General features: G+C 61.8%; 19 protein-coding genes. All 19 read right to left on the reverse strand.

The genetic code is table 11. The features are described 5' to 3' along the window. Positions 1-2 precede the first annotated feature (2 nt). Positions 3-1127, reverse strand: coding sequence for an FIST signal transduction protein (locus G5195_RS04020; RefSeq protein WP_421235876.1), 1125 nt, complete (start codon positions 1125-1127; stop codon positions 3-5). Between the two features lie 181 nt (positions 1128-1308). Next, positions 1309-2772 (reverse strand): NADH-quinone oxidoreductase subunit NuoN, encoded by a 1464-nt coding sequence (gene nuoN, locus G5195_RS04025; RefSeq protein ID WP_266133871.1) that lies wholly within the window; start codon positions 2770-2772, stop codon positions 1309-1311. Further along, complete coding sequence (gene nuoM, locus G5195_RS04030; protein ID WP_266133872.1) at positions 2769-4313, reverse strand: NADH-quinone oxidoreductase subunit M; 1545 nt, start codon at positions 4311-4313, stop codon at positions 2769-2771. Before nuoM ends, nuoN begins: the two co-directional genes overlap by 4 nt. Before the next feature lie 98 nt (positions 4314-4411). Then, positions 4412-6259, reverse strand: coding sequence for an NADH-quinone oxidoreductase subunit L (gene nuoL, locus G5195_RS04035; RefSeq protein WP_421235877.1), 1848 nt, complete (start codon positions 6257-6259; stop codon positions 4412-4414). Further along, positions 6256-6564 carry an NADH-quinone oxidoreductase subunit NuoK gene (gene nuoK / locus G5195_RS04040; RefSeq protein ID WP_101530736.1) on the reverse strand — a complete coding sequence of 103 codons (309 nt, stop codon included), beginning with the start codon at positions 6562-6564 and terminating at the stop codon, positions 6256-6258. The genes nuoL and nuoK overlap by 4 nt, the downstream gene beginning before the upstream one ends. Continuing rightward, the gene (gene nuoJ / locus G5195_RS04045) at positions 6561-7112 is read right to left on the reverse strand and encodes an NADH-quinone oxidoreductase subunit J (protein WP_005359828.1); all 552 of its coding nucleotides are present in this window, start codon (positions 7110-7112) and stop codon (positions 6561-6563) included. Before nuoJ ends, nuoK begins: the two co-directional genes overlap by 4 nt. A 10-nt stretch (positions 7113-7122) precedes the next feature. Next, positions 7123-7665 carry an NADH-quinone oxidoreductase subunit NuoI gene (gene nuoI, locus G5195_RS04050; protein ID WP_005351100.1) on the reverse strand — a complete coding sequence of 181 codons (543 nt, stop codon included), beginning with the start codon at positions 7663-7665 and terminating at the stop codon, positions 7123-7125. A 10-nt stretch (positions 7666-7675) separates the two neighbouring features. Beyond that, on the reverse strand, positions 7676-8644 hold the full coding sequence (nuoH, locus tag G5195_RS04055; RefSeq protein ID WP_005337244.1) for an NADH-quinone oxidoreductase subunit NuoH: 969 nt from the start codon (positions 8642-8644) through the stop codon (positions 7676-7678). Further along, entirely contained in the window at positions 8641-11379 is a 2739-nt protein-coding gene (nuoG, locus tag G5195_RS04060) for an NADH-quinone oxidoreductase subunit NuoG (protein ID WP_111899615.1), read from the reverse strand. Before nuoG ends, nuoH begins: the two co-directional genes overlap by 4 nt. Positions 11380-11420: 41 nt before the next feature. Continuing rightward, positions 11421-12806 (reverse strand): NADH-quinone oxidoreductase subunit NuoF, encoded by a 1386-nt coding sequence (gene nuoF / locus G5195_RS04065; protein WP_227340743.1) that lies wholly within the window; start codon positions 12804-12806, stop codon positions 11421-11423. Beyond that, complete coding sequence (nuoE, locus tag G5195_RS04070) at positions 12803-13345, reverse strand: NADH-quinone oxidoreductase subunit NuoE (protein ID WP_005337236.1); 543 nt, start codon at positions 13343-13345, stop codon at positions 12803-12805. The genes nuoF and nuoE overlap by 4 nt, the downstream gene beginning before the upstream one ends. A gap of 80 nt (positions 13346-13425) precedes the next feature. Then, positions 13426-15231 carry an NADH-quinone oxidoreductase subunit C/D gene (nuoC, locus tag G5195_RS04075; protein ID WP_005337234.1) on the reverse strand — a complete coding sequence of 602 codons (1806 nt, stop codon included), beginning with the start codon at positions 15229-15231 and terminating at the stop codon, positions 13426-13428. Positions 15232-15233: 2 nt separating this feature from the next. Beyond that, entirely contained in the window at positions 15234-15908 is a 675-nt protein-coding gene (locus G5195_RS04080) for a NuoB/complex I 20 kDa subunit family protein (protein WP_005344917.1), read from the reverse strand. Between the two features lie 29 nt (positions 15909-15937). Then, positions 15938-16342, reverse strand: a complete 405-nt coding sequence (locus G5195_RS04085; protein WP_005344919.1) for an NADH-quinone oxidoreductase subunit A — start codon at positions 16340-16342, stop codon at positions 15938-15940. 378 nt (positions 16343-16720) lie between these two features. Next, positions 16721-17290, reverse strand: coding sequence for a DUF1566 domain-containing protein (locus tag G5195_RS04090; protein ID WP_236365284.1), 570 nt, complete (start codon positions 17288-17290; stop codon positions 16721-16723). 13 nt (positions 17291-17303) lie between these two features. Continuing rightward, the gene (locus G5195_RS04095) at positions 17304-18743 is read right to left on the reverse strand and encodes a DUF1566 domain-containing protein (protein ID WP_421235878.1); all 1440 of its coding nucleotides are present in this window, start codon (positions 18741-18743) and stop codon (positions 17304-17306) included. A 59-nt stretch (positions 18744-18802) separates the two neighbouring features. Then, positions 18803-21250, reverse strand: coding sequence for a proprotein convertase P-domain-containing protein (locus tag G5195_RS04100; protein WP_421235879.1), 2448 nt, complete (start codon positions 21248-21250; stop codon positions 18803-18805). Further along, on the reverse strand, positions 21247-23253 hold the full coding sequence (locus tag G5195_RS04105; RefSeq protein ID WP_421235880.1) for a prolyl oligopeptidase family serine peptidase: 2007 nt from the start codon (positions 23251-23253) through the stop codon (positions 21247-21249). Before G5195_RS04105 ends, G5195_RS04100 begins: the two co-directional genes overlap by 4 nt. Continuing rightward, positions 23253-25391 (reverse strand): TonB-dependent hemoglobin/transferrin/lactoferrin family receptor, encoded by a 2139-nt coding sequence (locus tag G5195_RS04110; protein ID WP_421221524.1) that lies wholly within the window; start codon positions 25389-25391, stop codon positions 23253-23255. The genes G5195_RS04105 and G5195_RS04110 overlap by 1 nt, the downstream gene beginning before the upstream one ends. Between the last annotated feature and the right edge of the window lie 4 nt (positions 25392-25395).

Consider the following 25395-nt stretch of genomic DNA (forward strand, 5'->3'; position numbering starts at 1 on the left):
TGCTAACCCTCGCTGAGACAGAGGATGGCACCGTTGTGAAAGAGCGGGTAATCCCCCGGCCTTACACTTCCTATCTCGCCAAGAGAGAGGGCCCCGACCAGCTCGTGGGCTCCGCTGTGGCTAAAGAGGGTCTCCAGCTCCAGGGTGCTCTGTTCGCCGAAGTGCTGCTGACGGCCGGCGCAGTAATAGATCTCGAGGCGCTCGGGTGTACCGTGCCGGCCGAGCTTTTCGGCCAGTTCGACAGCGTGCTCTGTGGGGCTTTCCGGGGCTTTCAGCAGTGTGAGAATACTGTGGTCAGGCACCTCTCCGACGCAGAGCAGGGCACCGTCGTCGGTAACGGCGACCGGGATCCGCACGATCACATCGCTATTGGCTCGCAGCAACCCCAAGGGCAAATGTACACCGTACCGATAGAACTGCTCTGGTGTGAGGTTTTGCTGGAACTGTTGCCGGATCAGGGATTGATAGCGGCTAAAAGCCGGCTCCCAGTCGATAAAGGAGATCTTGTTGCCTTCACTGCTGGTGGCGAGCATGGGCTGGGCAGTGAGTTGATAGCCGTGCTCCAGCAAGGGGGGACTGTGGGGGGAGAGCAGTGCACAGCTGACCCCATGCCCCAGCAATCTCTGGGTGTCAAACAGGCAGGGCATGGCTGTGAACTGGCCGCTACCTGCATTGACACCCGCATAGTTGACTCTGTCCGCCAGCCTTAGATAGATCCCCTCGAGCAGGGTTGCAATATTGGGGAGCATGGCGTCAAAGGTGAGAAAGAGGGTGGGAACCTTCTCGGTGTCCGGCCATTCTGCCAGTCGGGACGCCAACTGCTCGCAGATGATATCGGCCAGTGTATCGGCACTGGCTGTAGGGGAGAGCGAGAGCAGCAGAGGATTGTGGGATGCTGGTCGGGGCAACAGCCAAGCCCCCCTTTCGTGGAAACCGTGCCGACTGACAAGGCGTGGAAAGATGGCGCCGCAGAGTTGAATGTTGAGGCGCTGACACTGCTGCTGCAGATCGGCAACGCGTGCGGCATCCCGCTCGGCTAGCAACACATCGAGTCGTTGCCCCTCATAGGGAAGCAATGCATCGGCCAGTGGATGCGCATCAAATTGATGAAAAGTAGGCTGCATCATCGCTCGGAACTCCATTCCTGCCAGTCATCAATATATCAGCAAGGGGGTTGGATGAATACCGGACGAGACCAACGGCTGCACGGGGTGTGAGATGCCAACACAAAAGGGTCTCTGCCAGCAGGCAATCCACATAAAAAAGAAACCGGCCACATGGGCCGGTTTTGAAGGGAAATGAGCCGGGTTACTGCAACACCACCTGCTGGAACCCTTGTACCAGACTGATGACCGGCTGGGGATAGAGCCCCAGCAACACCACCAGGGCGGCAGAGAGCAGTACCACCACACCACCGGAGGAGAGCGCCCAGTCGGCGCTGGCATCGCGCTGCTGCATGCCCGGTTCGCGCAGATAGAGGGTCACCATCACCTTGAGGTAGTAGTAGAGACCCAGTGCGCTGCCGAGCACGATGGCGCCGGAGAGCCACCAGAGCTGCGCCTCGACGGTGACGCCGATGAGGTAGAACTTGCCGATAAAGCCGAGGGTCATCGGGATGCCCGCGAGTGACAACATCATCACCGTCAGTACGGCAGTCAGATAGGGGCGCTTCCAGAACAGACCGCGATAGCTGTGCAGGGAGTCGGCATCCTTGCCGCGATAGGGGCTCGACATCATGCTCACCACCCCAAAGGCACCCAGGCTGGTGAACAAATACATCAGCAGGTAGACCCCGGCTGCTTCCACCGGCATCTGGCCGAATCGGCTCGCCACGATCACCGCCAGCAGGTAACCGAAGTGGGAGATGGAGGAGTAACCCAGCATCCGTTTGACGTTGGTCTGCACCAGGGCCAGCAGGTTGCCGACCAGGATGGATATGACCGCCATGGCTGCCAGCAGCCAGTGGATCATGGGATCGCTCGCCGCCGGTACCGCCAGATAGAAGCGCAGCAGCACGGCAAAGACCGCCACCTTGCTGACGGTGGCGAGGAAGGTGGCGACCGGTGCCGGGGCTCCTTCGTAGACATCCGGGGTCCAGAGGTGGAAGGGGGCCAGGGAGAGTTTAAAGGCAAAGCCGACCAGCATTAACCCCAAACCCCCCATCAGCAGCGGATGGTGAGCCGGGCTCTCGGCCAGGGACTGCCCCAGGGCAGCAAAGCTCAGGCTGCCTGCCTGCGCGTAGAGCAGCGCCATGCCAAACAGCAGGAAGGCGGTAGCGGCGGCAGAGAGCACCATGTATTTCACCGCCGCTTCCAGCGAGTGGCGCTCGCGGTAGGCGTAACCCACCAGACCGAACATCGGCAGGGTCAGCATCTCGATCCCGATAAAGAGAGAGGCGAGGTGACGGGAGCAGGCCAGCACCAGACCACCAGCGGTGGCGATCAGCAGCAGCAGGAAGAACTCTTCCCGGTTGTCCGGGTAGGTTTTCAGCCAAGATTGACCGAAGGTACAGGTAGCCAGCGCGCCGATGAGTACCAGTCCCATGTAGAAGACGGCGTAACTGTCCACTTGCAGCAGCGGGGTGACCCCCTGATCCCCTTGCGCCATCACGATGGGCAGTGAGAACAGTGCCAGGTTGAGGCCAACAATGGTCACGGTAAAGGCGGTGGTGACACAGCGGCGCCAGGCGATGGCCAGCATCAGGGCCGCCATGGCCCCGGTGGTCAACAGCAGGGGAAGCAGTGCCAGCAGTTGGGAAGCGGAGAAAGTCATTGCAGGGCTCCAGCAGTCGGCAGCAGATACCAGTGCAGCACGTTGATAAGGCTGCTGCTGGCGGTGTCAATCACGGGTTGGGGATAGAGGCCAAGCAGAACCAGCAGGCCCGCGATCACCATCATCATGGTCAGCTCGCGGCGATCCAGCCCCTTGAGCATGCTCTCATCCTTGGCGGGGCCAAAGCAGGCGCGCTGCAACATGATGAGGGAGTAGACAGAGGCCAGTACCAGACCGAAGGTGGCGACTGCCGTGATGACAGGGGCAACCTGGAAGCTGCCGACCAGGATCAGGAACTCGCCGACAAAGTTGCCGGTGCCCGGCATGCCAAGCGACGCCACCGAGAAGAAGAGCATCACGCCGGGCAGATAGCGCAGGCGTCCCCACAGGCCGCCCATCTGGCGCAGATCCCGGGTGTGCAACCGCTCGTAGAGCTGACCGCAGAGGATAAAGAGGCCGGCAGCGGAGAGACCGTGGGCGATCATCTGCACCACGGCGCCCTGCAGGGCCAGCTCGCTACCCGAGTAGATGGCGATCATCACAAAACCCATGTGGGAGATGCTGGTGTAGGCCACCAGCCGCTTGATGTCGGTTTGGGCGAACGCCACGATGGCGCCATAGACGATGCCGATAAGGCCCAGCACCATGGCGTAGGGGGCAAATTCGGCGGAGGCTTCTGGGAACAGCGGCAGGGCGAAGCGCAGCAGACCGTAGGCGGCGGTTTTGAGCAAAATACCGGCTAGATCCACCGAACCTGCGGTCGGCGCCTGACTGTGGGCATCCGGCAGCCAGCCGTGCAGCGGCACCAGCGGCATCTTGACCGCGAAGGCGATGAAGAAGCCCAGCATCAGTAGCCACTGTACACCCTTGCTCATCGGGGTATTGAGCAGATCCAGATAGTTGAAGGTGAATACACCGGTAGCATGCTGGTGGGTCAGCACCAGCCCGATGATGGCCACCAGCATGATAAGGCCCGAAACCTGGGTGTAGATGAAGAACTTGGTTGCGGCGTTGATCCGTGATTTGCCGTCAGTGACTGAATGGCCCCAGAGCGCAATCAGGAAGTACATGGGGACCAGCATCATCTCCCAGAAGAAGAAGAAGAGGAACAGGTCCAGCGCCATAAAGACGCCGAGTACGCCACCCAGGATCCAGAGCAGGTTGAGGTGGAAGAAGCCGATGCGTTGCACGATCTCTTTCCACGAACAGAGGATGGCCAGCACCCCGATAAAGCAGGTGAGCATCACCATCAAGAGCGACAAGCCATCTACCGCCAGATGCAAAGAGATGCCGAAGCGGGGGACCCACGGCAGGCGCCACTCGGCGGCCCAGGCGGAGGCAGCACCGGTGACGCCCGCGCTGTCGAGACCCGTGGTGGCAAGGGAGAAGTCACCACTTAGCCAGATGGCACAGGAGAGCAGCAGGCTGGCGCTCATGGAGAGCAGGGCTACCCAGCGGACAAACTGCCCGCCGAGACGCTCCATCTGCCAGCAGAGCAAGCCGCCGATAAAAGGAATTAGCAAGATCCAGAGTAAGGTCACGGTATCAGCTCTCGTTCAAGTTCATATGAGATTGCGCTCCCTGTTCCATCAGGGAGAGCAAACAGCCTGGCTGTATGATCGTCCGGTTGTTCATCGCGTTACCCCAGCAGCAACAGCGCCAGCACCAGCACGGCGCCGATCCCCATGGAGGCGGCATACCAGCGCAACTTGCCGGTCACGGTCCAGGCCAACAGCTGGTTGCCACGCAGGGCAAACCAGGCGGGCAGGCCCATCATCCAGTCCAGCGGATCCTGCCCGACCAGACGGGTCGCCTGCAGATAGGGTTTGACCCACAGCTGGTCATAGAGCCAGTCAAAGCCCCAGGCGTTGAACCAGAGGGTGCTGAGCAGGCGGCCCGGCGCACTGTTGGCAATGGAGGTGGCCAGACGGCGCTCACCAAGGAACAGAAACGCGGCCAGCGCGATGCCCGCAATGGCGATGATGCCGGAGGCAACCTCCAGTGCATGGCGCCCCTCTTCGATATGATCTCCCGGGCCTGCCGGCAGCACACCTGCCAGCGGCGGGGTGATCAGCGCGCCTATGCCGGTGGAGAGCACCAGCAATACCAGCAGCGGCAGGTGGTGAGCCAGACCGTGGCCCGCGTGGGCTTTGGTCTGCTCTTTGCCATGGAAGGCGATAAAGATCAGCCGGAAGGTGTAGAGCGAGGTGAGGAATGCCCCTACCAGACCTGCCCACAGCAGCGCGCTTTGGCCAGAGGCTTCTACTTGCCACAGGATGGCGTCCTTACTGTAGAAACCGGAAGTGACCAGCGGCAACGCTGCCAGCGCCGAGCCACCCACCAGGAAGCAGGCATAGACCAGCGGCAGACTCTTGCGCAGGCCACCCATCTTGAAGATGTTCTGCTCATGGTGGCAGGCAACGATAACGGCACCGGCGGAGAGGAACAGCAGCGCCTTGAAAAAGGCGTGGGTCATCAGGTGGAAGATGGCCCCTTCCCATGCGCCGACACCCAGTGCCAGAAACATGTAGCCAATCTGGCTCATGGTGGAGTAGGCGAGGATCCGCTTGATATCGGTCTGAACCAGCGCGGCAAAGCCTGCCAGCACCAGGGTGATGGCGCCAACCAGCCCGACCAGATGGAGGATCTCTGGCGCAAGCAGGAACAGGCCGTGGGTACGGGCAATCAGGTAGACACCGGCGGTCACCATGGTGGCGGCGTGGATCAGCGCGGAGACAGGGGTCGGGCCTGCCATCGCATCCGCCAGCCAGGTTTGCAGCGGCAGCTGTGCCGATTTGCCGACCGCGCCGCCCAGGAGCATCAGGCAGGCCAGCGACAGGGCAGGGGAGCCCTCGGCAAACAGGGTCGGTGCGCGCACCAGCAGCTCGTGAATATTGAGAGTGCCCAGTTCGCGATAAAGGATAAACAAGCCGATGGCGAGGAAGACATCACCCACCCGGGTCACGACAAATGCCTTGAGGGCCGCCGCTCCGTTCTTGCGATCCTTGTAGTAGAAGCCGATCAGCAGATAGCTGCACAGCCCTACCCCTTCCCAGCCGAGGTAGACAAACAGCAGGTCATCGGCCAGCACCAGAAACAGCATGCTGGCGATAAAGAGGTTGGTGTAGGTAAAGAAGCGGGAGTAACCCTCTTCTCCACGCATATACCAGGAGGCGAACAGGTGGATAAAGAAACCGACTCCGGTCACCACCCCCAGCATGGTCAGCGACAGGCCATCCAGTGCCAGCGAGAAGCTCGGGGTAAAGTTGCCCACCGCCATCCATTGCCACAGGCGCTGGACATAGACGCCCCCCTCGGGCGGGTTGCCCAGAAAGTCGATGCCCACCCACAGGGTAGTGAGGGCGGACAGGCCAATGGAGCCCACCCCGATCAGCGCCGAGGTACGCTCGCCAAACCGGCCGAGGGAGAAGGCCAGCACCAGCCATCCCAGCAGCGGAAATAGAAAAGTCAGATATAAGAGGCTCATCCGCGCATCTCGCTCACAGTGTCCACGTTCAGGGTGTGGTAACGACGATAGAGCAGCAGTAACAGGGCAAGGCCGATACTGGCCTCCGCTGCCGCCAGAGAAATCACCAGGATATACATGATCTGGCCATCGGCCTGGGCCCAGCGGCTACCCGCCACCACAAACGCCAGTGCCGAGGCATTCATCATGATCTCGATACTCATCAGGATGTAGAGCAGGTTGCGGCGGATCAGCAGACCGCACAAGCCGATGCAGAAGAGCATCGCGGCCAGCAGGAGGCCGTGCTCCATAGGGATTCCATTCATTGCTGACCTCCTTCTTGTGCAGAGCGGGATGCTGTGCGGGGGACGGAGAGCACTTCACCGCTCTTCTCTTCCCGACCCAGGTGATAGGCGGTTACCAGACCCGCCAGCAGCAGGATGGAGGCAAGCTCCACCGCCAGCACATAGGGGCCAAAGAGCTCGACACCCACCTGCTTGGCGGTCACCTCGGTCACGCCGATCAGGCCCCCGGTCACCCCGAGAATGCCGTGGGCCAGAAAGCCCAGCAGGATCAGCGAGAGCAGGGCTGGGCCCCCCCAGGTCATGGGGGTGAGCCACTTTTTCTCCTGTGCCTGGGCACTCCCCAGGTTCAGCATCATCACCACGAACACGAACAGCACCATGATGGCGCCGGCGTAGACGATCACCTGCAGGGCGCCCGCAAAGGCGGCACCCAGGCAGAAGAAGATCATGGCCACGGCGATGAGGGAGATGATGAGATTGAGCAGCGCATGCATGGGATTGCTGGTGCTGATCACCCGCAGCGTGCTGTAAATGGCCACCAGGGCCGAGGCATAAAATGCCAGTTCCATGATTGACTCCTCAGGGCAGCAGGCTCTTGACATCGATGGGCTTGGCTTCGTTTTCGGCATCCCCTTTCGGCTTGCCGTCGATGGCCATCCCGCTCATGCGATAGAAGTTGTAGTCCGGGTATTTGCCGGGCCCGCTGATCAGCAGATCTTCCTTCTCGTACACCAGATCCTGGCGGCGATACTCACCCATCTCGAAATCCGGTGTCAGCTGGATGGCGGTGGTGGGGCAAGCCTCTTCACACAGGCCGCAGAAGATGCAGCGAGAGAAGTTGATGCGAAAGAACTCCGGATACCAGCGGCCATCATCCCGCTCGGATTTTTGCAGCGAGATGCAGCCGACCGGGCAGGCAACTGCGCAGAGGTTGCAGGCTACGCAACGCTCGTCCCCGTCGGGGTCACGGGTCAGCACGATGCGACCGCGGTAGCGGGGGGCGGCATAGACTGCCTGCTCCGGATAGTTGAGGGTTTCACGGGGCCGCCAGGCATGGGAGAAGACCATGGCCAGACTGCGTAACTGGGTGCCGACACCCTGAATAATGCTTACAATTTTCATATTGAGTGCCTCACTGCGTACTTATCAGTACAACTGCCGCGGTGACCAGCATATTGATCAGAGTCAGCGGCAAGCAGACTTTCCAGCCAAACGACATCACCTGGTCAAAGCGCGGGCGAGGCAGGGAGGCCCGCAGCAGGATGAAGAACACCATGAAACAGGCGGTCTTCAGGGCAAACCAGATGAAGGGGGGCAGCCAGGGGCCGTGCCAGCCACCGAAGAAGAGGGTCACGATGAGCGAGGAGATCAGCACGATGCCGATATATTCGCCCACGAAGAAGAGACCCCACTTCATCCCCGCATACTCGATGTGATAGCCGTCGGCGAGCTCCTGCTCGGCTTCCGGCTGATCGAACGGGTGACGGTGGGTGACGGCGACACCGGCAAACAGGAAGGTGACAAAGCCCAAAATCTGGGGCACCACGTTCCACAAGTCTGCCTGTGCCTCGACGATATCCCGCAGGTTGAAACTGCCGGTCTGGATCACAATCCCCATCAGGGATAGCCCGAGAAACACCTCGTAGGAGAGGGTCTGGGCCGAGGCGCGCAAGCTGCCGAGCAATGAGTATTTGTTGTTGCTCGACCAGCCGGCGAACAGTACCGCATAGACCGCCAGCCCCGCGATGGCCAGGATGTAGAGCAGCCCCACATTGAGATCCGCCACGCCCCAGGTGGGGGTGATGGGCACCACCGCAAACGCCAGAATAAAGGCAGTGAAGGCGATGATGGGGGCCAGGATAAATATCCGGCGATCGGCGAAGGGCGGGATCCAGTCCTCCTTGAAGAACATCTTGATCATGTCGGCGGCCAGCTGGAGCAGACCAAACGGCCCCACCCGGTTGGGGCCATAGCGATCCTGCCACAGGGCCAGCAGGCGACGCTCGATGAAGCTCATGAAGGCGCCAGCCCCCACGATCCCCACCAGCACGATCAGTGCTTTGCCCACCTCCAGCAACAGATCGATCAGCGACTCGCTCATGCGATCACCTCCTGCAGGTTAGTGATTGAGGCTTGTTGCAGGGCCGTCGGCAGGCCATTCAACCCAAGGGGGAGCCCCACCAGACCGGCGCTCAGCTGCTCGCTCAGGCGCAGACGCAGTTGCCAGTGGCTACCGCCCCAGGAGAAGGAGACCTGACTGCCCCCGTGGAGGGCCAGACGCTGCGCATCAAGGGGATTGAGCACCAGCTCGGGTTCGTTCATCCGGGCCTGAATGACCGGGCTGCGAGCGGAGAGCTCCTCGCCGCCAAACAGCTGGGCATAATTGACCACTTGCAGCGCATCCTCTGCCTTGAAGGGGGAGGGGATGGTAGTAAACCAGCCAAGGGTATCTTCGCTTGCTTCCAGCAGACGGCGACCCGGATCGCCAGCACGCAGTTTGCCACCCACTTCATCCTGGAACTTGTTCCAGGCGGAGGGAGAGTTCCAGCCCGGCGCCCAGGCGAACGGTACTTGCGGCAGCGGCTGACGGGCTCCGGCATACCCTTCCATGGAGAAGTTGAAGGGGGAGTCGGGATCTTGCGCTACCCGCGGTTCGCTGACATTCTGATCCGCCAGCATGGAGGTGCGACCACTGTAGCGGTGTGGTTCACGGGCCAGCCGCATGCCACGGATCCGCAAGCCTGCGTTGGGCGCCGCTTCCAGCATGGTAGCGAGCAGCGGATTGCTGGTGGCGCAGTCATGATTGACCTGGTCGAAGTTCTGCCAGCGCAGCGGCTTGCGTTCTATCGCCCCTTGCAGCGCTGCCAGCCAGCGCCACCCTTCACGCACCTGAATATCGGCGTTGTAGAAGGCGGGCGCATAGACCTGGAAAAAGCGCTGGGCGCGTCCTTCCATATTGACCAAGGTGCCATCGGCTTCGGCAAAACTGGCCGCTGGCAGCACCAGATCAGCCTTGTTGGCGGTCGGGGTCGCCTGATGGTCGATGACCAGCAGGTATTGCAGCCGTGCCAGCGCAGCATCCACCCGGTTGCGCGGCGCGCGGCGGTAGAGATCGTTCTCCAGGGTGACCAGCGCCAACCCCTCTTCTGACTCGATACGCGCAAGGGCGGCTTCGAGCGACTTGTCTGACAAGGTTTGAGCGCCCTGCATGGCCAGACCCAGCGAGTTGGCCTCCTGGCCAACCAGCGCGATGCTGGCTTCCTGTCCACGGCCTTTCAGGGCGCGGGCAATGTTGCTGGCCGCCTCAAGCAGCGCCACCTCGCGGGCAGTGGAGCCTGCAATGATAAGCGGCTTCCTGGCGTTGCCGAGCAGTTCGGCCCAGCGAGCCGCTTGTGCCTGCTGTTCGGGGTCGAGATCGGCCACGGCCGGTGCTACTGGGTCGAGCAGATTGGCGATGGCAAAACCAAGGCGCGCCTGATCAGCATAGGGGGCGTGCAGCTTGTCGGCCGCCACATCATCAAGACGGGTGGTGTCGAGACTGGTGATGAGCAGCGGGTAGCGCTCGTTCTGACCCAGGGTCTGAACGGCGGCGACTTGCCACAGATCGACCTTCATCTTGCGAGCCAGCTCGCGAGCCTTGCCCTTGACCGCTTGGCGCAGCGCCAACGCGATACGGGCGGCGCTCATGGTGACATCTTCGCCGAGCAGCAGAATGGCATCAGCCTCTTCCATGTCCCGCAGGCTCGGAGTCGGCACGCCGCCCTGTTGCAGGATCTGCAGCATCTTCAGCTGACAGGCCCATTCGGCCTGCTCGACGCCTGCGTAGAAGTTGGCTTCACCCACCAACTCGCGCAGGGCAAAGTTGCTCTCCAGCGAGGCGCGGGGCGAGCCGATGCCGATGAGGTCGCGGGCCGTGCGCAGGGCATCGGCGGCTCGGTTGAGGGCGCCATCGACCGTGATGGTAAGCTGGTCGTTGCCATCTTTGAGCAGCGGTTGGCGCGGGCGGTCGGCCAGATTGACATAGCCATAGCCAAAGCGGCCACGGTCACAAAGGAAGTAGTGGTTGACGCTGCCGTGGAAGCGGTTTTCGATGCGGCGCAGTTCGCCATAACGCTCGCCCGGGCTGATGTTGCAACCCACGGAGCATTGCTGGCAGATGCTGGGGGCAAACTGCATGTCCCACTTGCGGTTGTAACGTTCGGAGTGGGTCTTGTCGGTGAAGACGCCGGTGGGGCAGACCTCCACCAGGTTGCCGGAAAATTCACTCTCCAGGGTGCCATCCTCGACCCGCCCGAAATAGACGTTGTCGTGGGCACCATAGACCCCGAGATCCTCGCCACCGGCATAATCCTTGTAGTAACGGACGCAGCGGTAGCAGGCGATGCAGCGGTTCATCTCGTGACCGATGAAGGGGCCCAGCTCCTGATTCTGGTGGGTGCGTTTGGTGAAGCGGTAGCGACGGCTGTTGTGGCCAGTCATCACCGTCATGTCCTGCAGGTGGCAGGCGCCGCCCTCTTCACACACCGGGCAGTCGTGAGGGTGGTTGGTCATCAGCCACTCCACCACGCTCTTGCGAAATTCTTTAGCCTCTTCATCCTCGATGGCGATGTAGCTGCCATCGGTGGCCGGGGTCATGCAAGACATGACCAGACGACCGCGTTTGTCATCGGCATTCTGATACTGTTTGACTGCACACTGGCGGCAGGCGCCAACGCTACCCAGCGCCGGATGCCAGCAGAAATAGGGGACGTCCAGACCCAGCGACAGACAGGCTTGCAGCAGGTTATCTGCTCCGTCTACCTCGTACTCTTTGCCGTCTACATAAATGGTTGCCATACAACTTCCCTGAAACCTGTTTTGTGAAATCTGTGGTGTCGTTACCAGCGCTCGCCCAGCAGATTGGGCTGGATCCCTTTGACCGGCTTGCGGTTATCACCGCTGCCTTTGATCCCGGCCTCGAATTCGGAGCGGAAATATTTGATGGCGCTGGCCAGCGGCTCGACGGCGCCCGGTGCGTGGGCGCAGAAGGTCTTGCCCGGGCCAAGGAAACCGCAGAGTTGTTCCAGAGTCGCCAGATCGCCGGATTGCCCTTCGCCACGTTCCAGTGCCCGTAGCAGCTTGACGCTCCAGGGCAGGCCATCGCGACAGGGCGTGCACCAGCCACACGACTCGCGGGCGAAGAACTCCTCCATGTTGCGCAGCAGGGAGACCATGCTGATGGAGTCATCCACCGCCATGGCGAGGCCAGTCCCCATCCGGGTACCGACCTTGCCGATACCGGCGGTATACATCTGGGCATCGAGGTGCTCCGGCAGCAGGAAGCCGGTGCCTGCGCCGCCCGGTTGCCAGGCTTTCAGGCGATAGCCGCTCTTCATGCCGCCGGCGTAATTTTCAAACAGCTCGCGGGCGGTGATGCCAAACGGCAGCTCCCAGACCCCGGGGTTGTTCACCTTGCCGGAGAAGCCCATCAGCTTGGTGCCGTGATCTTCCGAGCCCGGCAGCGCCAGCCCGTGATACCAGGCGACCCCGTTGCCGATAATGGCGGGGACGTTGCAGAGGGTCTCGACGTTGTTGACGCAGGTGGGTTTGCCCCAGACGCCGGAAACGGCGGGGAAGGGGGGTTTGGCGCGCGGGTTGGCACGGCGCCCTTCCAGCGAGTTGATCAACGCCGTCTCTTCACCACAGATGTAGCGGCCGGCGCCGGTGTGGACGAACAGCTCGAAGTCAAAACCGGATCCCAGAATGTTCTTGCCCAGCAGACCGGCGGCCTTGGCCTCTTCCACCGCACGGCGCAGGTGGATGGCGGCATCAACGTATTCGCCACGCAGGAAGATGTAGCCGCGATAGGCTTTGAGCGCCCGGGCACTGATGATCATCCCCTCGATCAGCAGATGGGGCAGTTGCTCCATCAGCAGGCGATCTTTCCAGGTGTTGGGCTCCATCTCGTCGGCGTTGCAGAGCAGGTAACGAATGTTCATGCTCTCGTCTTTGGGCATCAGCCCCCACTTCACGCCAGTGGGGAAGCCTGCACCGCCGCGCCCCTTGAGACCGGCATCCTTGACGGTACTGACAATCTCGTCCGGGCTCATCTGGCCGAGCGCCTTGCGCACCGCTTCATAGCCCTGTTTGGCCTGATACTCCTCCAGCCACACCGGCTGGCCGTCATCCCGCAGCCGCCAGGTGAGCGGGTGGGTCTCGGGGGCTCGCGGGGTGCGATTGGCGGTGCCAAGAGAGGCGAGGAGTTTGTTCTGCGGCAGGCTCATGGGTAAGCCTCCAGCGTTTTCAGCAAGGTCACCGGATCGAGGCCGCCATAGGTGTCGTCATCGATCATGATCGCTGGCCCCTTGTCGCAGTTGCCAAGGCAGCAGACCGGCAGCAGGGTGAAGCGGCCATCCGGGGTGGTTTGACCGGGGCCGAGGTTCATCACCTCCTTGAGACCGGCCAGCAGATCTTCATGGCCATTGATGTAGCAGACCATGCTGTCGCAGACGCGGATGATGTGACGCCCTACCGGCTGGCGGAAGATCTGGCTATAGAAGGTGGCAACCCCCTCCACGTCGCTGGCGGGAATGCCGAGCTCGGCCGCGATGGCGTGAATGGCGCCGTCGGGTACCCAGCCTCTGGCCTGCTGCACGATCTTGAGCGCTTCGATGCTGGCGGCGCGGGGATCTTCGTAGTGGTGTTTCTCGTGTTCGATGGCATCGCGTTCAGCCTGGCTCAGAACGAAGTCGTCCTGTTTGCTGCTGCATGCCCCTTGCCCCTGTGGGGTCTGATTATTGTGACACTGACATTGCTGGCTCATGACTTGACCTTTGGTGGCTTGTCCTTTTACTGCTCGTCCGGCGATCCCGATTCCCGGCCATGGCCGGGATGGCGGATCACTTAACGGTCCACATCCGACATAACAAAATCGATACTGCCCAGATAGACGATGAGGTCCGACACCATGCTGCCCTTGATCACCGAGGGGATCTGCTGCAGGTGAGCAAAGCTCGGGGTGCGGATCCGGGTCCGGTAGCTCATGGTGGAGCCGTCACTGGTCAGGTAGTAACTGTTGACCCCCTTGGTCGCCTCAATCATCTGGAACGACTCGGCAGCGGGCATCACCGGGCCCCAAGACACTTGCAGGAAGTGGTTGATCAGGGTCTCGATGTGCTGCAGGGTGCGCTCTTTGGGCGGCGGGGTGGTGAGGGGGTGATCCGCCTTGAAGGGGCCCTCCGGCATGTTCTTCATGCACTGTTCGATGATCGACATGCTCTGGCGGATCTCTTCGATCCGCACGGTGGCTCTGTCGTAGGCATCGCCATTGCTGCCGACCGGCACTTCAAAGTCGAACTGATCGTAACCGGAGTAGGGGCGCCACTTGCGTATGTCGAAGTTGAGGCCGGTGGCGCGCAATCCGGCCCCCGTGGTGCCCCAGGACAACGCCTGCTCGGTGGTGTAGGCAGAGACGCCTATGGTGCGACCGCGCAGAATGCTGTTGCGCATCGCCGCTTTTTCGTAATCCATCAGCCGCTTGGGCAGCCAGCTCAGCAGGTTGTCCTGCACCAGCCGTTGCCATCCCTTCGGCAGGTCGTGGGCCACACCGCCGATACGGAACCAGGCCGGGTGCATGCGGGCACCGGTGATCGCTTCGATGATGGTGTAGATCTTCTGCCGGTCGGTGAAGGTGAAGAAGACCGGGGTCATGGCCCCCACGTCCTGGATATAGGTTCCGAGGAACAAGAGGTGGCTCTGGATGCGAAACAGCTCCGCCATCATCACCCGGATCATGTCGACCCGCTGCGGCACCTTGATGCCGGCCAGCTTCTCGACCGCCAGCACATAGGGGAGGTTGTTCATCACCCCGCCCAGATACTCGACCCGGTCGGTATAGGGGATGTAGCTGTGCCAGGACTGGCGCTCACCCATCTTCTCGGCACCGCGATGGTGATAGCCGATGTCAGGCACGCAGTTGCGGATCTCCTCGCCATCGAGCTGCAACACCAACCGGAAGGCGCCGTGAGCAGAGGGGTGGTTGGGGCCGAGGTTCAAGAACATGTAGTCCTCGTTCTCGTTGCCGCGGGCCAGCCCCCACTCTTCCGGTTTGAACAGCAGGTTCTCCTGCTCCATGTCCTGTTTGGCGGCATCGAGCATGAAGGGATCGAATTCGGTGGCGCGCGCCGGGTAATCCTTGCGCAGCGGGTGACCCTGCCAGCTCTTGGGCATCATGATGCGGGTCAGATGGGGGTGGCCATCGAAGGTGATGCCCATCAGATCCCACACTTCCCGCTCGTACCAATTGGCATTGGGGAAGTGGTTGGTGATGGTGGGAAGATGCAGGTCACTTTCGGCCAGCGCCACTTTCAACATCACATCGGCGTTACGGTCGATGGAGATGAGGTGATAGAAGACGGTGAAATCGCTCTGGGGCAGACCGTCGCGATGGCTGCGCAGCCGCTCATCGGTGGCGCTGAGATCAAACAGCATCACAAACGGGGAGGGCACCTTGCGCAAAAAGCCCATCACATCCTGCAGCAGTTCGCGGGGGAGCCAGACCACCGGCACGCCGGTGCGTGTGGTCTGCACGGTGAAGTGCTCGGCCCCGAAGTGGGCAAACAGTTCGCCAATGACTTTGGCATCCTTGTGGTCGCTGGGCTGCCACTGGGCCATGGCGTAATTGCTGGGAAAATCACGAGTCAGTTTCATGGTCAGATCTCATCCGGCGTGCGCAGGTTGGTCACATTGATCCGTTCGCCGCGCTTGCGCTCTTTTTCGGCCTGCATCTGGGGACGGTAGATCCCCTGATCGCCCACCACCCAGGAGAGGGGGCGGCGCTCTTTGCCGATGGAGTCCTGCAGCAGCATCAGGGCTTGCAAAAAGGCTTCGGGACGGGGCGGGCAACCCGGAATGTAGACGTCGACCGGCAGGAACTTATCCACCCCCTGCACCACTGAATAGATGTCATACATGCCGCCGGAGTTGGCACAGGCCCCCATGGAGATCACCCACTTGGGTTCGAGCAGCTGTTCATACAGGCGCTGGATGACTGGCGCCATCTTGATGAAGGGGGTCCCTGCTATCACCATGAAATCGGCCTGACGGGGCGAAGCGCGGATAACTTCGGCGCCGAAGCGGGCCACATCGTGGGGGGAGGTGAAGGCGGTACACATCTCCACGTAGCAGCAGGAGATGCCGAAGTTGTAAGGCCAGAGGGAGTTTTTGCGGCCCCAGTTGACTGTGTCTTGCAGCACCTCCTCGAGGCGGCCCATCATGATGCCGCGCGTCGCTTCTTGCGCCAGTGGGTCATCGACGGTCTGGCGCTGCTCCTGGGGGTAGCGCTCAACGGGTGCATCCGGGTCAATCCGGGTCAGGGTGTACTTCATGGTGCAACCTCAAGGAAAGGGTCTGTGGTTCAATCACTGTTTTTGTTGTTCAGCTGCGGTTTGCGCGGTGACCAGTCCAGTGCGCCGATGCGCCAGAGGTAGATCAGGCCGATAAGCAGCAGTCCGATGAAAATGGTGGCTTCAATAAAGCCGACCCAGCCACTCTCCCGCACGGAGACAGACCAGGCAAACAGGTAGAGCGCCTCGACGTCGAAGATGACGAAGAACATGGCGACCAGATAGAACTTGGCGGAAAAACGCAGGCGGGCACTGCCGACCGAGTCGACACCAGATTCAAATGGCTTGTTCTTGGTGCGGCCGTAGGCACGACCGCCCAGCAGGGCGGCGAGGCCTATCATTACCAGACAGATGGTGATGGCACCGATGACATAAATGGCAAAAGCCCAATGTTGAGCAGAAATATCAGCAAACATAGAGGTTTTTCCTAACCAAATTAATCAAGTGACTTAACAATAATGTTACGCATTATGACACTTTCGCACTGATTTACATGTCATTTTTACGGGTTAATTATTAATCGGTTAACCGGTAATTAAATTTTGTTAAGAAGCGCACTTTTTTGTTGGTTATGGTGGGCGAGAAAAGCCTGGAAAGCGCAGAGAGTTGCTCCTCGCCATCACCTGAAAGGGGTATGTCGCGTGCGGAGCAGGATCAGATCGGTATCGCGGGCAGGGGGCACAGGCGGGAGAAGAGCGTGATGGCGGGTGAGGTAGGGGGGACGGCAAGAGCAATAAAAAGAGAGGCTTTCAAGCCTCTCCTGTCATCGCGTTCCGGTTTCGAGCGTGGGGCGGTCAGGGTTTATTGGCGACCAGCAAGACCTGATCCGGGTAGGCGCCAATGGAGCGAAGACCGATATCTCCCGAGGTGATATCCAGATACGCCCGCTGACCATTGGCGGAGGTTACCGTGCTGCTCATCAGATAGACATAGCCCTCATTGACCTCTTTACCGCCCCCCGCCATGGCGCGCGGGAAAATGGCTTCATTGAGAGAGGGCTGGTAGCAGGCATGCTCGACCAGGGTCGCCAGCTCCTTGATGTCGGGCAGGCGCCACTGGCTGATACCGCCGAAGTGATAGAGAGCATGGCTGCTGTCACTGCGGATCCGCTCCGCCACTTGCAACCCCTGCTGCCAGTAGTAAACGGTCGGTTCCCCCAGGCAACTGTTGCCACTCCATGTCTGCCCCAGTTTGCAGCGCATCCAGGTGAGGCCGGTGTGTTGATCCGTGACGGTGCCGTTGCCATGGTCAAGAAAACGGGCAGAGGGGGCGGTGCGATCCATGGTGTCATCACAAATGGCAGCACCGTGGGCCAGGGGGGCCAGCAGTGCTAGCATGGCGAACGAAAAGCGATAAAGGCTCATGATATTCCTCGGATTATTGGGAAGTGGCGACCAGTCGTACCTGCATCAGTTCGATATAGGTATCTTGCTGCACCAGCGCGGGATAGGTGGTGCCCGCATCGTCTCCCAGGAACAGGGCAGTGCGTTTGCTGATGGGGCCACCGGAGAAGCGCTGAGCTGTGTTGCTGGTGGCGCTCCAGAAGTAACCATGGAAGAAGCCTTCTTCCGAGGGGGCGATATCCGGGAAGTAACGAGTATCCACGATGATGCGCTGACCCAGCGGGTCCCTGGCCAAGCTGCCGTAGTGCATCAGTGACATCAGCTCACCCATGGTGGGTAGCCGCCACTGGCTGATGCCACAGCGCTGCTTGCCATTGAGCCACTGCTGATACGCGCGGGTGGTCAGCAGGGTGGTCAGCGCCTGGGCCCTGGCGAGGGCTGCCAGGTCCCCTTCGGCGGTGAGCTGTTCGATCCTGTTATGAATATGCTGGTAGGCCGCTTGCTGCTCGCCTGTGGTCGCCTTGAACTGCTCATCCTCATAGGCAAAGGGTCTGCTTTTCCAGTCAGGACTCAAGGGATCATCCGATTTGACCTCCCACACCAGACCGGTATTGAGATCCTTGACGCACTGCCAGCTCGGCGCGTTGTCGGGGAGAACATGACCGCGATCATCGAGTTTGCGATAGGCAAGCTGGGGACGAGTGCGATTCCAGCTGGCATCTTGTCCCGGATAGTCGGCGGGTTCCTGTTCCAGCAGCGGGTCGTTGCCATCGCTGAAGGTGGTGACGCCGGTGACGGTCAGCAGGTTGCGTGGCTGCTGCTGCACCAGCAGGGTCAGCAGCTCGCTTTGGGTCTCTTCGGCAAACTGGCCGTTGCGCTGCCACTCCTGAGCCAATTGCGCCAGCATCAGGCTGATGGCGCGATAGCTGGTGGTGAGCAACTGGGTCTCCTTGGCGTTGGCAAGGCGTGTGCGGGCCTGTTGCTGCAAACTGATCGCCACCTGTTGCAGCGCCTGATCAAACTGGCCGAGACCTGCGAGGGCCGCGCGGTCGCTGCCCGGTTGCAGCGGCGCGAGATCGGCCAGCAGCTGCGTCAGTGCGCGATCGGCGGCCACCCCTTCGGCAATGCGGCTCTGCAACAGGGTGCTGAGCAGGGTCGGTTGCAGCCGTTGTGGATCCCCTTTGGCGGCCGGATGTGCCAGCAGCAGGCCTCCGCTCCTCGGTACGAACAGCAGGGGCGAGTTGACGATGTTGGCCGAACGGCTGACCAGGGCCACAACTCCTTCGCCGCTGACGGCAGGGTCGGCAGGATCACATTGCCAGTTCTGATCCAGATCGGCGCACAGGGTACCGGCAGTCGGCAGGGCGACATCGACCCGGTAGTCCGGGATCGCCAGTGGTGCGTTATCTTCCCCGCCGCCACAGGCGCTGAGCAGGGCTGAGAGGGTTGCAATAACCAGTACGGATGGTTTCACTTCACATTCCTTGATTCGGTCACAGGTTCACGGGGGCGGTAACCCCCGTGGTACAGGATTCAACGGCGCGGGGTGCTCCGGCGCCAGAGGCGGGGCCAGAGGGCCAGCAACAGCAGCAGGGGTGAAGTCGTGCCGCCACCCCCTTCATCCTGCTCAAGGGGAATGATGCCGGTGTTGGGCAGGGCTTCATTCTTGTCGCAGCGGGCGCCGACTTGCTGGGCGACCCGCCAGTTGCGCAACTGACCGGTGTCACCGGCGATGGTGTCGTTGATCTCCAGCAGCCAGCGGCCAGCGAGCGGTTCGCCGTGCAGCTTGTCCAGCGATTCGAACGGTACCAGTTCACGGGGAAACTCCCCCTTGAGCCGGGTATGACTGGCGTAGCCCTTGTTCCACAGGCTGATCCGGGTGCCGTAAGGGGAGGTGAGCCAGATCTCCAGCTGCTCCAGCTTGCTGTGCTCCAGATCGAGGGCGACCACGAATCCGCTGTCGATGCGGGCCTTGCTCTCGGGCAGGGTGAGAGTGAAGCGGGACAGGCCGTGCCGTTCATCGCTCACCGCATCCTTGATCTGGCCACCCTGGCCGATGGCCCGTTGCCAGAGCGGTTCACCGATCGGCAGTTGCAGGTCAAGGCGGGTCTGGCGCTCGGTGGGGCTGGGCAGGGTGAGCTGGAACTGCAGCGGCAAGGTGACTGCCTCGCCACAGGTCAGGTTGCTCGCCGCTTCCAGCGGCAGGGTCCAGCGGGCGGTGCCATCGGCGTTGAGCTCTCCCTGCCAGTGGTCGTCACCCATGAGCCCCTTGCTCGGGAGCAGGCTGGCGTCAGCCACGGTCAGGGGGTGGCCGCTCTGGTTGGTTAGTTCAATGGCGAGGCTCTTTTTCTCCCCGGGCAGCAGGTAGCTGTCATCGGCAAGGCGGGCCGCAATGGGAGTGGGCAGCAGGGCGTGGTGGCGGAAGGCCTGCTCCAGCAGCTTGCCATAACTGCGATCCGGATAGAGGCGGTTGGCGGTATCCACGGTGACCCGCGCCAGCTGGGGCATCCGCACCTGCGGGCCGAGGCCGAAGTGGGATTCAATCAGCAGGGTATCGAACTCGTCACGGGCTACCTCGCCATATTGTTCAACGGCCTGGCGCAGCGCGGTGAAGAGCGGGGTGCCCCACAGCTGGTCGCCGTTGCTGCCGTTGATGGTGAGGTGAGCCGGATAGAGGAAGCCCGGATGATAGCGCGCCCGCAGATCATCGAGCTGACGGGGCGTCCGGCCGCTGATCCTAGCATCCCAGTTGAAGACCATGAAAGGCTCGAACTGGCGAGCCTCTGGACTGCGCTGGCGCCAGCTGGCGGCCAGATAGTCGCTAAAGCCCTCGCCGATGGCGCCCCAGTCACCCTCTTCTCCCATGTCGGGCAGGATATGGTGCTGCACCGCATGGCCAAACTCGTGCCAGATCACCATGGGATCTTCCGCATCGGGCACCCCTATCCGGCCAATTTCCAACCGGCGCAGGAAGGGGTCATAGAGAGAGTTGTCCTGCTCCCCGGCATCGGTATCGATGGCCAGGGGGCCGCCCATCAGCGTCGGGTAGCCAAGGGATTCCACATGGCGCTGGGCCAGATCCAGATGGTAGTAGCCATTGATATCGAGGAAGGCGGGCTGCTGGTGATCCAGCTGGAAGCCATCGGCATCAGGGCTGCTAAAGGGGGCAGTTTCCGGCGCCGTGCCATCCACGACCCGGGCGCGTGGGCCATTTAGCTGGTAGGTGTCATCCACCTTTTGTACCCTGAGTGGGACGGTGCGATAGGCCCGGTTGTCCAACACCAGATCGTGGCGCCACAGCAAATTGCCATCTTGCAGCTGGGTGCGTGGGTCGAGGGCAAAGATGCGGGCCTGCACCGTGGCCGCTTCCCCTGCCAGCGGTGCCGCTTCGGCACGGGTGTTGGCCTCTTGCAGCGTGCGCCCCAGCAGGGCGCTGCCATCGCAGGTGACAAACAGTTGCCAGTGGCTGCTCTTGCTGTTGCCCGGCTGGCTTTCCACCGCCAGCAGACGCCAGGCCGCAGTCAGGGTGTCGCCATCCTGCCAGTACCAGGGCTGGGCTTCGTCACTGCCAGCGAATTGCCACACCGTACTATCCAGCGTGGCGGTATAGGCATCCACCCCGGCGCGGCTTGCTTCATCACATGGCGTCGCCTGTGCCTGCATCAGCCGGGTATTGTGATAAAGGCGCCACGGGCGACCCTGCTCATCGAGACTGACGGCGGCCATCAGGCCGGCGATCGGTGCGCCATTGAGCTGCTGGCGATAATGCAGATAGTGGCCCAGCTTGCCTTGGCGCTGATAGGCTGGGGCATCACTCAGGGTGACGCCGAGCTGCTGTTCGAGCCAGAGGCGGGGATCGGCCGGGGCGTCCTGTTCGACAAAACGCAGTTCGGTGGCCTGAGTGGAAAAGCCAGCCAGCCCCAGCAAGAGGGCGGGCAACAGGGGTTTCATAGTGGTACTCCCAATCAGCGGCAGGGTCATTGGTTGATCCCCGCCAGATTCAACAAGAAGGCAAATTCACGAGCCCGATCGCCGCCACCGGCGCGGTGGCCTCCCTCCAGTTCGGTCAGCAGCAGGTAGGGGCCGGAGCCCGTGCTGTGCTCCCGCAGGCGGGCCAGCCACTTGACCGGCTCCCAGTAGGGCACCTGGCTGTCGTGCAGGGCGGTAGTGACCAGCAGGGGCGGGTAGGGGGCGCGCTGCAGGTTGTCGTAGGGGCTGATGCGGCGCATCGCCTGATACTCTGCGGGCTTGGCTGGGTTGCCCCACTCCTGATACTCCTGACGGGTCAAGGGGAGGGCGGGATCACTCATGGTGCCGAGCATATCGACGAAGGGAACCTGCAACACGGCGCCGCTAAAGAGTGTCGGTTGCTGGTTGAGGGCCGCAGCAACCAGCGTGCCCCCCGCGCTGCCCCCCATGGCAAACAGGGGCAGGGGAGCAGAGTCGGGCGACCAGTGGCGCAGGGCGTGACCGGCTGCGATAAAGTCGCTGATGCCGTTCTGCTTGTGGATGCCCCGCCCGTCGCGGGTCCACTGCTCCCCCAGCATGCCGCCGCCGCGCACATGGGCGATGGCGTAGACAAAACCCCGATCCAGCAGGCTCAACAGCTCTTTCTGGTAGTAGGGGCGCATCGGCGTGCCATAGGCGCCATAGCCGTAGAGCAGCACGGCGCGGGGGGCCAGATCCTTGCGCCACACCAGCGAGACAGGCACCCGGGTGCCATCGGCAGAGGTGATCCAGCGCCGCTCGCTCTGATAGGGCCATGCTTTATTGCCTGCGGTGTGCTGGTCGTTGATCCACTGGCCGCTGGTCAAATCCAGCCAGCGCTGGCCGGGGGGCTGGCTCAAGCCCTGACTGCGCACCAGAATGCGGTCGCTGGCCGGGTCATGTTCTCCTTGCAGCCAGCCGGTTCCTGCGCCACTGGCCAGCGGCAGGCGCTGGCGTTCATAGCCGTTGCGATCGAGCAGGGCGAGCCAATCCTCCCCCTGCTGGCGAAACTGCACCACCAGATGGCGATCAAACAGTCGCCACTTCTCGGGATCGCCGAGATCCTCCTCTTTGGCGGGCCACAGGCGCTGCCACTCACCGAGCGGCGTGCTGGCTGAATAGAGGGCAAACGCTCCCTCTCGGTTGCTCTTGATCACCCAGCCGGATTGGCTGTCCAGATAGTATTCCACCCCGCGCTGGCGGGGTTTGACCCGCTGCGGCTTGCCCGAGTCGAGCAGGTATTGCTCCGAGCTATCGTGGTTGTTGCCCTGCAACACCAGATGCTGGCCATCCGTGGTGCGATAGAGGCTGAGCAGCCAGGCGGGATCCTGCTCCTCATAGAGAGTCTGCTCCTGGCCATCCTGCCAGCCGCGCAGCTGCCAGGGGCGCAGGGTGTGGCGCTCGTTGGCGATGGTGTAGAGGGTGCGACCATCTTGTGACCAGGCGAGATCAGCGCTGCGCTGTGCCAAACTGGCCAGCGCCTTGCCGCTTTGGAGATTGAGCAGGGTGACCTGATAGTCGAGATCGCCGCGCCTGTCTTCGGCGATGGCCAGTGTGCGGTTATCCGGGCTCAGGGCCCAGCCGCCCGCTTCGTAATAGCCCTCACCCGCTCTGGCGGGAAGCCGTTGCTGCACCTTGCCCCCGTGGCGTTGCCAGAGTGAGCCATCCGGGCGCAGCTGCCATGCCTGATCGCCGCGCACAAGCCAGTTGTCTGGCACAGATTCCCCCGCCGGATGGCGGGTAAACTCGGCGCGCAAGGTTGCTTCCAGCGGCTGCTGCGCGGCGAGCTGCTGCTCGCTCCAGCGATTTTGTTGCTTGAGCAGGGCGAGAATGGCCGGGTTGCTACGGCTCTCGTCCCGCAACCAGAAGTAGGGATCCTGGCGTACGGGATTGCCTGAAATCAGGTGCGATTGGGACGGGATCGGCGGTGGCAGGGCCTCTTGCGCCCACGCCAACGGGGCGGCCAACAGGGCCGCCATGATTGCATGATGCTTCATCACATCCCCACGAAACGGTAGCTGAGGCTGGCTGACAGGTAGCGGCCGCTCTGGCTGTAGAGGGAGGTGTCGCTGCCAGCCGGGAGTCCGGCCACATCCTGATAGCGGACGTAGCGGGTATCGAGCAGGTTGCCAATGGTGGCATTGACCTTGAGTGCCTCGGTGATCTGCCAGTCGCCGGTGAGATCCAGGCTGAACCAGCCTGCGCTGCTCTGGCAGGCACCGTTGTAGCCAGTCTGCGCATTGGCGCACTGGGGCACCTTGGTCATGGCGGCGGCATAGTTGCCACTGAGCTCAACCCCCCAGTCGAGCTGTTGCCAGCGCAGGGTGGTGTTGCCTTCCAGCGGTGTCTGCGTGCGCAGCGGCTCACCGCGGTGATCCTTGCCATCCATCCAGGCCAGATTGGTCGAAAGCTCCCACTCGTCGCTCAGCCAGAGGCTGGCGGCCAGCTCGGCGCCCCAGGTTTCTGCTTTGGCAACGTTGCGATATTGGCGCAGGAAGACACCGTCATCGAGGCGAAAACCGGTCTGGCGCCAGTCGATGAAGTTGTAGTAGCGGTTGTAGAAAACGGCCGGTTTGACGCTCCAGTTGTCGCTTTGGCCATTCACTCCCCACTCCAGACCGTGGCTGGTCTCCTCCTTGAGGTTGGGGTTGGCAATGATCTCGAACGGCGGCATGGCAAAGTAGTGAGGAATGTTGCCGTAAACCTGATCGTAAGCGGGGGCGCGGAAGCCGTTGGCATAGCTGAGCCAGCTGCGCCATGTTTCGTTGAAGCGGTAACTGGCCGCCACACTGGGGGAGATGTGGTCGCTGTGGTTCTCGGCCAGATTGCTGTCCGGTGCGCGCAGGCGCTGGCGGTCAAAGCGCAGGGTCGGCGTAAACTGCCAGCTGCCCAGATCGATCACATCGCTCAGCCAAATGCCATCGCGGCGGGTCTCGGCCTTGCTGAAGGGGGCTTTCTGTCCCTGGGTGGTGATGCCATCTTCCAGGGTCAGATTGCTGACCGGTCGCTCGTGGTTGGCCTGCTCCACTTCCACACCGTAGCTGAAGGTGTGATCCAGCGAGCCGGTGCTCAGCTTGCTCTGCAGCTCCAGCTCACTGCCAACGCGCAGCTCCTCGAACGTGGAGAGGGTGCGCTGGCTGCGATATCTGGGATAGCCGCTCAGGGCATCGTTGCGCAGCAGCTGGCGCTGGTTGGCTTCGTTGCGTGACTGGTTGCCAAACAGGCTCCAGTTGAGGGTATCGACCATGCCCAGATCGTTGGCTTCCCAACTGAACTTGCCGCCCTGGGTGCGCTGATCGCCATCTTCCTGAAAACCGATCACGTCCCAGCTGCCATCGGGTTGGGGCACCGCTTTGGGCCCCATCTGGCGTTTGGCGTGATCCTCGTAGTAGTCCAGCTCCAGCCGCAGAGCGTGATGGGCATTGAGGGGGAGGCGGCTGCTGGTGGAGGCACTCATGCCATCCAAATCAGCCGGAATGCGGTTCTCCTCAAAGTTGGCGGTTTCGTTGCCACGCCAGCCGGAGAGGCGCAACAGATGTTCGCTCTCCAGTGCCCGCACCGCGCCGGTCATGCTGAGCTTCTTCTTGTTGCTGTCGCCACCGTAGAGGGTTTTGGCCGCCAGATAGCTATCTTGCTGTTGCAGATAATCTTCCGGCTGCTTGGTATTCATCACCACGGTGCCGCCGATGGCATCGGAGCCATGCAGGGAGGAGCCGGCCCCCTTGGCCACCTCAATCTGCTTGATGTCATCAAGGTCGAAGTTGAAGCGACCCACCTTGTCATTGATGTTGTCGGCGCCAAAGCCGTCGCTGACGCGCACTCCATCCTTGATCAGCAGGATACGGTTGCCACCGATGCCGCGCACGCTGATGTTTTGCGGTCGCCCGGCAGAGCCGGTGACCGAGACTCCGGGGATCTTGCGAAACACATGAGTCAGCTCGCTGGCGACCTGACGGTCCAGCTCTTCCTGGGTGATGACGGTGATGGAGCCGGAGACATCGGAGAGTTTCTGTTGTACCCGTTGCCCGGTCACAATGATGGTGTCGTCGCTGCGCGCCTTCTCCACAGGGGAAAGATCGGCCGCGCCAGCGGAGGCACACAGGAGTGCCGGCCATACCTGAAGCAGTTTGTTCATAATG

The sequence above is a fragment of the Aeromonas sp. 601039 genome (assembly GCF_049174415.1).
In the GTDB taxonomy this organism is placed as follows: Bacteria; Pseudomonadota; Gammaproteobacteria; order Enterobacterales; family Aeromonadaceae; genus Aeromonas; species Aeromonas veronii_A.

Bases quoted from the DNA above. Each gene is read 5' to 3' on its own strand.
- G5195_RS04020 (WP_421235876.1), bottom strand. From the start codon at position 1,127: ATGATGCAGCCTACTTTTCATCAATTTGATGCGCATCCACTGGCCGAT.
- nuoN (WP_266133871.1), bottom strand. From the start codon at position 2,772: ATGACTTTCTCCGCTTCCCAACTGCTGGCACTGCTTCCCCTGCTGTTG.
- nuoL (WP_421235877.1), bottom strand. From the start codon at position 6,259: ATGAGCCTCTTATATCTGACTTTTCTATTTCCGCTGCTGGGATGGCTG.
- nuoK (WP_101530736.1), bottom strand. From the start codon at position 6,564: ATGAATGGAATCCCTATGGAGCACGGCCTCCTGCTGGCCGCGATGCTC.
- nuoJ (WP_005359828.1), bottom strand. From the start codon at position 7,112: ATGGAACTGGCATTTTATGCCTCGGCCCTGGTGGCCATTTACAGCACG.
- nuoI (WP_005351100.1), bottom strand. From the start codon at position 7,665: ATGAAAATTGTAAGCATTATTCAGGGTGTCGGCACCCAGTTACGCAGT.
- nuoH (WP_005337244.1), bottom strand. From the start codon at position 8,644: ATGAGCGAGTCGCTGATCGATCTGTTGCTGGAGGTGGGCAAAGCACTG.
- nuoG (WP_111899615.1), bottom strand. From the start codon at position 11,379: ATGGCAACCATTTATGTAGACGGCAAAGAGTACGAGGTAGACGGAGCA.
- nuoF (WP_227340743.1), bottom strand. From the start codon at position 12,806: ATGAGCCTGCCGCAGAACAAACTCCTCGCCTCTCTTGGCACCGCCAAT.
- nuoE (WP_005337236.1), bottom strand. From the start codon at position 13,345: ATGAGCCAGCAATGTCAGTGTCACAATAATCAGACCCCACAGGGGCAA.
- nuoC (WP_005337234.1), bottom strand. From the start codon at position 15,231: ATGAAACTGACTCGTGATTTTCCCAGCAATTACGCCATGGCCCAGTGG.
- G5195_RS04080 (WP_005344917.1), bottom strand. From the start codon at position 15,908: ATGAAGTACACCCTGACCCGGATTGACCCGGATGCACCCGTTGAGCGC.
- G5195_RS04085 (WP_005344919.1), bottom strand. From the start codon at position 16,342: ATGTTTGCTGATATTTCTGCTCAACATTGGGCTTTTGCCATTTATGTC.
- G5195_RS04090 (WP_236365284.1), bottom strand. From the start codon at position 17,290: ATGAGCCTTTATCGCTTTTCGTTCGCCATGCTAGCACTGCTGGCCCCC.
- G5195_RS04100 (WP_421235879.1), bottom strand. From the start codon at position 21,250: ATGACCCTGCCGCTGATTGGGAGTACCACTATGAAACCCCTGTTGCCC.
- G5195_RS04105 (WP_421235880.1), bottom strand. From the start codon at position 23,253: ATGAAGCATCATGCAATCATGGCGGCCCTGTTGGCCGCCCCGTTGGCG.
- G5195_RS04110 (WP_421221524.1), bottom strand. From the start codon at position 25,391: ATGAACAAACTGCTTCAGGTATGGCCGGCACTCCTGTGTGCCTCCGCT.